This window comes from Arthrobacter sp. H14 (assembly GCF_000520495.1).
GTDB lineage: Bacteria > Actinomycetota > Actinomycetes > Actinomycetales > Micrococcaceae > Arthrobacter_C.
Map to the genome: position 1 here is coordinate 37,933 of NZ_KI914642.1, position 7,043 is coordinate 44,975.

6 protein-coding genes and 1 pseudogene are annotated in these 7,043 nt (G+C 61.4%); 3 read left to right on the forward strand and 4 right to left on the reverse strand.

Features of this window, described 5'->3' with window-relative positions; translation table 11 throughout:
- The 4 genes and pseudogenes from Y707_RS32710 to Y707_RS0107245 all read right to left on the reverse strand — a co-directional run.
- Window positions 1-317: pseudogene (locus Y707_RS32710) on the reverse strand (hypothetical protein); the annotation flags it as partial.
- Entirely contained in the window at window positions 298-1,554 is a 1,257-nt protein-coding gene (locus Y707_RS24225) for a glycosyltransferase family protein (RefSeq protein WP_051441743.1), read from the reverse strand. The pseudogene Y707_RS32710 and the gene Y707_RS24225, both read right to left, overlap by 20 nt.
- A 104-nt stretch (window positions 1,555-1,658) precedes the next feature.
- Window positions 1,659-2,897 carry a glycosyltransferase 87 family protein gene (locus Y707_RS24230; RefSeq protein ID WP_035780745.1) on the reverse strand — a complete coding sequence of 413 codons (1,239 nt, stop codon included), beginning with the start codon at window positions 2,895-2,897 and terminating at the stop codon, window positions 1,659-1,661.
- The gene (locus Y707_RS0107245) at window positions 2,897-4,201 is read right to left on the reverse strand and encodes a UDP-glucose dehydrogenase family protein (protein ID WP_026534571.1); all 1,305 of its coding nucleotides are present in this window, start codon (window positions 4,199-4,201) and stop codon (window positions 2,897-2,899) included. The genes Y707_RS24230 and Y707_RS0107245 overlap by 1 nt, the downstream gene beginning before the upstream one ends.
- A gap of 138 nt (window positions 4,202-4,339) precedes the next feature.
- Here Y707_RS0107245 and Y707_RS0107250 point away from each other — a divergent pair, with 138 nt between their 5' ends.
- The 3 genes from Y707_RS0107250 to Y707_RS0107260 are packed head-to-tail and all read left to right on the forward strand — an operon-like array spanning window position 4,340 to window position 7,023.
- Entirely contained in the window at window positions 4,340-5,188 is an 849-nt protein-coding gene (locus Y707_RS0107250) for an ABC transporter permease (RefSeq protein ID WP_026534572.1), read from the forward strand.
- A gap of 13 nt (window positions 5,189-5,201) precedes the next feature.
- Complete coding sequence (locus Y707_RS0107255) at window positions 5,202-5,966, forward strand: ABC transporter ATP-binding protein (protein ID WP_442853281.1); 765 nt, start codon at window positions 5,202-5,204, stop codon at window positions 5,964-5,966.
- Window positions 5,959-7,023, forward strand: a complete 1,065-nt coding sequence (locus tag Y707_RS0107260) for a glycosyltransferase family 2 protein (RefSeq protein ID WP_051441744.1) — start codon at window positions 5,959-5,961, stop codon at window positions 7,021-7,023. Before Y707_RS0107255 ends, Y707_RS0107260 begins: the two co-directional genes overlap by 8 nt.
- The last annotated feature ends 20 nt before the right edge of the window (window positions 7,024-7,043 follow it).

The window sequence follows — 7,043 nt, forward strand, 5'->3', positions numbered from 1 at the left end:
TGCACCGGTGCCTGGACGCGGGCCAGTTCGGCGTGGAAACGGGGATCTGCCGGTGGCCGCAGGGAGAAGATTTCGATCTCTTCCCCGGCCGCCTCCCGGGCGAGAATCTCAGTGACGATGAAGGTTTCAGAGAACCGCGGATAAACCTTAAGGACGTAGCCTGTTTTCCGACGCACGGCCGGATCCGCTCCGCCGTCGTAATCTGCTGATTCAGTTCCCGTGGCGGGGGATCGCACGCCGTGCCTGACAAGCCCGGAGGGTTCCGCGGGACCGGATTCCGTGTCGATCACAGTGGCGTCAGCCTGCAACATGGTCATACTCCAGTTCTGCAAGCAGCCCGTGGCTGTTCCGGTCGTCGCGGCCGCGTATCGCGGTGTTTCGTTCTGCAGGGCCATTCCGTGTTCTGCCATCCAGCAAGGCGGAGGCGAGTCTGCCCACCTCGTCGAGGCCTGCCAGATCGATGTGCCCCCGGCTGACTCTGGTTCCGATGACGGAATGGAACCACTCGGTCAGCAGCTGCGGACTTAGCTCGTGCGCCAGGGAGACGTTGACGGCTCCCTGGCAGGCCAACGCCCTGGCGCGGATAAACTGCTCCATCCTGGGCTTCTGGCGGGGGACAATCAGCGCCGGGATCTCCGTCGTCATGATTTCGCAGACGGAGTTATAGCCGCCCATGGATACGACGGCCTCTGCTGCGATGATGTCGGCGAGCGCGTCGGGGACAGATTCGACGACGCGTGCCCGATCACCGGCCGCCTGCTCAACCTGCCGGCGGTGCCGTTCCGGCATTTGCGGGCCGGTCACGATGAGATGCCCGATGCCGGCGGGGAGGCTGGCCCGTGCCGCGTTCATCGTTAGGTCCAGACCGTCGGAACCGCCCCCGACCATGGTCATCACGTACGGCGGCTGTACCGTTGACGCGCCTTCCGGGCGGCGGCGACCTTCCGCCAGAAAACCGGTGAACCTGATCCTGTCGCTCAATTGTTCCGGGATTTCGCCGGACAGCAGCGGCGAGTGCACTCCCGGGTCACCGTAGACCCACACCTCATCAAAAACGCTGCGCACGTAGTTGATATCGCCAAGCGCCGCCCATTCCCGCCGCGCTACGCTGGGCGTGTCCAGCACTTCGCGCAGTCCCAGAACGAGCCGGCAGTCCGGATTTGTCCGTCGCAGGCCGGCCAGCGCCGGGGCCAGCTCGTGCTCGACACCGAAGGCGTGCCGGTCCACCAGGACCAGATCGGGGTGGAAAGCCTGCAACGCGGCGTCAATTACCTGCGAGCGGAGACGGATCAGTTGACCGAGGCCAAAATCCAAATGCCGGGGTGCGTAGCGGCTCTCCTGTTTGCAGATGGCGGGCAGGACCAGCCAGTCCCAGCCCGGAGGGCTCTCAAAGGCCGTGGCGCGTGACTCTCCTGTTATTAACAGTCCCGTGACACTGCAGTCCAGCAGACGGGGGAGCTGCTCCGCCAAGGTATGTGCAATGGCAAGATTCCGGCGTGTATGCCCCAACCCTTGCGAGTCGTGGGAGTACAAAACAACACGGATCTCCTCCATACCGCACCTCCTGATGTATTGGCGCCGACGTGGTGTCGTAACAGCCTGGTAACAACAGTGGTGCATTCTGGTGAGGACTTTATGAATTCTTCATGAGAGGACTCTCATCTTGCAGACTTACCCGCGCGGACAATGCCACGTACAGCCCACCCGAGGACCACGAACGACAGCACGTTCCGGATCGTCAGCAGCAGCGCTACCGCCGGATTCAGCGAGAACAATTCGCCATAGAAGGTGGGATAAATAAGCGTCGTCAGGGTGGAAATGACCAGCATGAGGATGCCCGGAACCATCCAACGCCGGCGGTCAAAGGCCAACCCAACGGCGACGACGGCGATGACCCACAGTTGAAATTGCGGCGAGCCAACCTTGTTGAACACCACGAAGGCGGAGACCATGGCCAAAGAGCCGAGCAGTACCAGCTGTCCCCGCGCGGCGCCGTTCTTCATCGCCCACAGCAGCAGGCCGGCGACGGATAACGAGGCCAGGAAGAGCAGCGGCGTCATCAGATCCGCCACGAACGCTCCCATTGCCCCGCGGATTTCCAAGGTGTTAATGCTCACATCGTGGTAGACATGCGCTCCATCCAGGCCAAGCACCGCCTGCCACAGCCCAGGTGTCGTGAAGGGAGCCTCGAGCTGCATTCCGCGGTCCGCCTGGGCGCCGATGAAACTGAGCAGATGCTCCAACCCGCCGAACGCCGCGGTGATTCCAGCGATGACGGCAGACACTGCCATGCCGGTCAGGAGCATTGCCAGCCGCTGCCGGCTTGCAACCAAAAGCACGCCGATGACGGCGGCAGGCCACACCTTGATCCAGGTCGCCAGTGCCAGGATGGTTGCGGCAATCACGGGACGTGCCGTCATCAGTACCAGGCCGACAATAACCATCGGTCCGGTCAGCCCGTCGATGCGGCCGACGGCGACCGGCCCCAGGATGCTGGTCGCGGCCAACCACCAATACGCGGCGGGGTAGCCCTGGATGCGTTTGCCCCTGCGCGTCAGCACCAGTACGGCAGCGGCATTGAGCGCGGTGAACATCAGCCACCAGGTGAAGTGGTAAAGATCGTAACCCAGAGCCGTGGCCGCAATCATCGGCAGCAGCGCGGCGACGGGATACACCCAGTCCTCGGTGATGCCGACCCAAACACCGTCGCGGAGACCATCGAAGGCCCATGAGCGGTAGAAAGCGACGTCACTGAGTACATCTCCGGTGACGATCAGCGGCAACAGGAAGATCAAAAAGACCAGATGAACGACGGCGAAGGCCGTTGCCAGCGTGCGTGGCCGGCGCAGCCTGGCCCGAATGCCAGCCGGAATCTTCTCCTCCGGGCCGGCAGTCATTACGGGCGGCCGAGTGCGCCGAAGGTCCAGCCCGCGGTACGCCATGCTGTGGGGTCGAGAACATTGCGGCCGTCAATCATGACCGGAATGTGCACCAGTTGCCGCAATGCCGCCGGATCCAGTTCCCGGTACTCCTGCCACTCCGTCAACAGCAGCATGCCATCGGAATCCGTGACGGCGTCGATCAGGGTGTCTGTATAGCTGAGATCGGGGAAGCGCAGGCTGGCGTTGGTGGTGGCATGCGGGTCGCAGACGATGACGACGGCGCCGGCGTCCTGAAGCTGCTGGGCAACGTCAAGGGCGGGGGAGTCGCGGACGTCATCGCTGTTCGGCTTGAAGGCAGCACCCAGGACGGCCAGCCGCTTGCCTTCGAGCCCGCCGCACAGCCTGGAGGCCAGGGCAACCAGGCGGGAACGCTGGGATTGATTGATGTGATCAATATCATTGAGGAGACTGACCGCCGAATCGACGCCAAGATCCCGGGCCTGAGCCTGCAGAGCCCGGACATCCTTGGGCAGGCAACCGCCGCCGAAACCGACTCCGGCATTGAGGAATTTCCGTCCGATCCGGTCGTCGATGCCGATGGCGTCCGCGAGTTCCGTCACATCCGCTCCGGAGGCATCGCACAGTTCCGCCATGGCATTGATGAAGGAAATCTTCGTGGCGAGGAACGAGTTGGCACTGTTCTTGACCAGTTCCGCCGTCGGATAAGCCATCACCAGGCGCACGGTGCCGCGGTCCAGCATGGTGGCATATGCCTCGTCCAGATCCTGGATGGCAGCGGCGGAGGCCTCCTTGTCCCGCACGCCATAGATCAAGCGGTCTGGATTGAGCGTGTCCTTGACGGCATGGCCCTCGCGGAGAAACTCGGGGTTCCAGATCAAGTCCGCACCGGCGTCGACAATCATTGGTGCAAGCCGCGCAGCTGTCCCGACGGGTACCGTGGACTTGCCCACTACGACGTCGCCGGGTTTGAGGTGAGGCAGCAGCGACTGCACTGCAGCATTGACATACGAGACATCGGCGGCGAGGCTTCCATCGAGCTGAGGCGTACCGACACAAATGAAATGCATCGTCGACGACGCCGTGTCCGGGAAATCGGCGCTGAAACGAAGGCTCCCCTTGTTCTGCGCCTCGATCAGCAGGTCATCCAAACCGGGCTCAAAGAACGGCGAGTGTCCGGCAGTCAGACGGTCCAGTTTGTCCTGGTCAACGTCTATTCCGACGACGTCATGACCGAGCGAGGCCATGCCCGCTGCGTAGACAGCGCCGAGAAACCCACACCCTACTACGGAAATCTTCACAGTTGTCCTTTACTGGAGACGGCCAGCGCCATGGGCGCGGTGAGTTGGAAGCGTATCAATTACACTCTAAAGGGACGCGGTCCGCCCATGGGGCACCGTACGACTTGAAATCACACTTCGGTAAGGGAACTAGCTGGCATGAGCGTTGCCGACTTCGCGGCTGAGAACAATCTGCACAGGGTTGGTGCCCGGCCGCCTCTGCATAAGTATTTGCAGGAAATGTGGCAACGCCGGGACTTCGCCATTGCCATGGCCCGGTACAAGATTGAGGCCGACAACCAAAAGAACCGGTTGGGAATGATCTGGATCGGGCTCAGTCCGGTCCTCACCGCCATTGTCTACGGCGTGGTCTTCGGGCTGCTGCAGGGCGATCGCAGGCCCGATAACTTCGCGTCGTTCATCATTGTCGGCGTATTCCTGTTTCAGTATTTCACCAACACGATGAACAGCGGCGCGAAATCCATTGTGTCCAACAGGTCCTTGGTCCAGTCGCTGGCGTTTCCGCGAATGACACTGCCTATGGCAACCGTGATTCAGCAGTTAATGAACGTCGTCGTGATCATCGGCGTGATGTACGTGATCCTGCTGGTGCTGGGCAATCCGCCATCACTGTCATGGCTGTTGATAGTTCCGCTTGTGATGATCATGACAGTATTTAACGCGGGTGTGGCGCTTTTCACCGCGCGTCTGACTGCTCATACCCGGGACTTGACGCAGGTGCTGCCCATCGTCACCCGGATCTTTTTTTACACCTCCGGTGTGTTGTTTCCGATTGATAGGGTCTTGTCTCACTTTCCCGCGCTGGTGAAGGTCTACGATTTCCATCCCATTTACGAGTTCCTGGTGATTGGCCGCGGCGTTTTGTTGGAGGGATACGAGGTACCGGCGGAGTACTGGCTGTACGCCTCTGCATGGGCGCTGCTACTGCTGGTCATTGGTACGGTGACTTTTTGGGCAGCAGAGGAGAGCTATGGACGCGTCGACTAGATCGGAAAGCATCGTGGATACGAATGATTCGCCGTCCAAGACGCCGGTCGTGGTCGTGGATGACCTCTATGTGGACTACAAAGTGCATGCGACCGGGAAGCGGTTCAAGGGAGCCAACAAAAAGCTCCTGACGCCGACCCGCGGGCTGCACAGCGTCCATGCCCTGAGAGGCGTTTCCTTCACTGCCTACGAAAACGAATCGATCGGTATTATCGGCTCGAACGGATCCGGTAAATCAACGTTAATGCGGGCGATTGTCGGGCTTACCCCGGCGACCAAAGGTTCCGTTTACGCGGCCTCGCGGCCCAACATGCTCGGCATTGGCGCCGCACTGATCCCGGATCTCTCCGGGGAGAAGAACATCGTGCTCGGCGGATTGGCGCTCGGCCTGTCGAAGGCGAGGATCAAGGAACTGCAGGAGCAGATCATCGAGTTTGCTGAACTCGAGGATTTCATCGACCTGCCGATGCGCACCTATTCCTCCGGTATGCAGGCGCGGCTGAAGTTCGCCATAGCGGTGGCACGCGATCACGAAATTCTTATCGTTGATGAAGCGCTCTCCGTGGGCGACCGGCGTTTCCGCCAGCGGAGCGAAGCGAAGATCCGCGACATACGGGCGAACGCCGGCACTGTTTTCCTTGTTTCACACTCCATGAAGTCGATCAGAGACACCTGCACCAGGGTCATCTGGATCAATCAGGGAGAGCTGCAAATGGACGGTGACCCTGAAGAGGTCATAGAAGCCTACGATGGTTCCAAGAACCAGTCCGATGATTGACCAAAACGGAAAGGTATCCCAGGACGGGCTGCCCGGTGTCTCCTTCATTATGCCCATCCTGAATGAGGCAAGGTACATTGAGCGTGCCGTCGGCAGCGTGCTGGGACAGGACTACGACGGCGACAAGGAAGTCATCCTGGCGCTGGGGCCGTCCTCTGACGGAACCAATGAAATCGTGTCCCGGCTGCAGTCCCGCGAGCCGAGGCTCAAGACGGTGCACAGTCCGACCGGTGCCACACCGGCGGGATTGAATCTGGCAATCGAAGCGTCGCAGTATCCCGTGATCATCCGCGTCGATGCGCATTCAGAACTACTGCCCGGCTACACCCGGGTCGGTGTCGCCACACTGGAGCGGACCGGAGCGGCCAATGTCGGCGGGCTCATGGACGCCAAGGGGGAGACGCCCTTCCAGGCCGCTGTGGCACGCGCCTATGTCAGTCCCGTTGGTCTGGGCGGTGCCGTTTATCACAGTGGAACCGAGCCCGGTCCGGCCGAATCCGCCTACCTGGGAATTTTCCGGCGTGAGGCGCTGGTGGCAGCGGGTAGATTCGACGAGACTCTGCGCCGCGCGCAGGATTGGGACCTGAACCTTCGCATCCGCGAGGGTGGCGGAACGGTCTGGTTCGATCCGGAGCTGAAGGTGACGTACTGGCCACGGTCCAGCTGGTCCAAGCTTGTACGCCAGTTTTACGCGACGGGAGTCTGGCGCGGCGAACTCGTCCGCCGGCACAGCGCCCGGAATTCCCTGCGGTATTTCGCCCCGCCGCTGCTCGTGGCGGCGATCTTTCTCGGATCCCTCTCAGCGGCGCTAAAGCTGTTCGGAGTGACGTCATTATTGCCCTCCTGGGGTGCCCGCGCGGCGACGATGGCGGCATGGGCACCAGTTGCCTACCCTGCGTGGCTGCTCTGGGCGATCGCAACCTCGGGCGAGGGCATGAGTTTGAAGGAGCGCCTTTATCTGCTGTTTGTACTGCCCAGCATGCATATCAGCTGGGGATCAGGTTTCATCTCCGGCCTCCTCAAGGGAGCAACAGACCAAGTCGATACCAGCAGGTAGGCGGCTATGACCTCCAGCCA

Bases quoted from the DNA above. Each gene is read 5' to 3' on its own strand.
- Y707_RS24225 (WP_051441743.1), bottom strand. From the start codon at position 1,554: ATGGAGGAGATCCGTGTTGTTTTGTACTCCCACGACTCGCAAGGGTTG.
- Y707_RS24230 (WP_035780745.1), bottom strand. From the start codon at position 2,897: ATGACTGCCGGCCCGGAGGAGAAGATTCCGGCTGGCATTCGGGCCAGG.
- Y707_RS0107250 (WP_026534572.1), top strand. From the start codon at position 4,340: ATGAGCGTTGCCGACTTCGCGGCTGAGAACAATCTGCACAGGGTTGGT.
- Y707_RS0107260 (WP_051441744.1), top strand. From the start codon at position 5,959: ATGATTGACCAAAACGGAAAGGTATCCCAGGACGGGCTGCCCGGTGTC.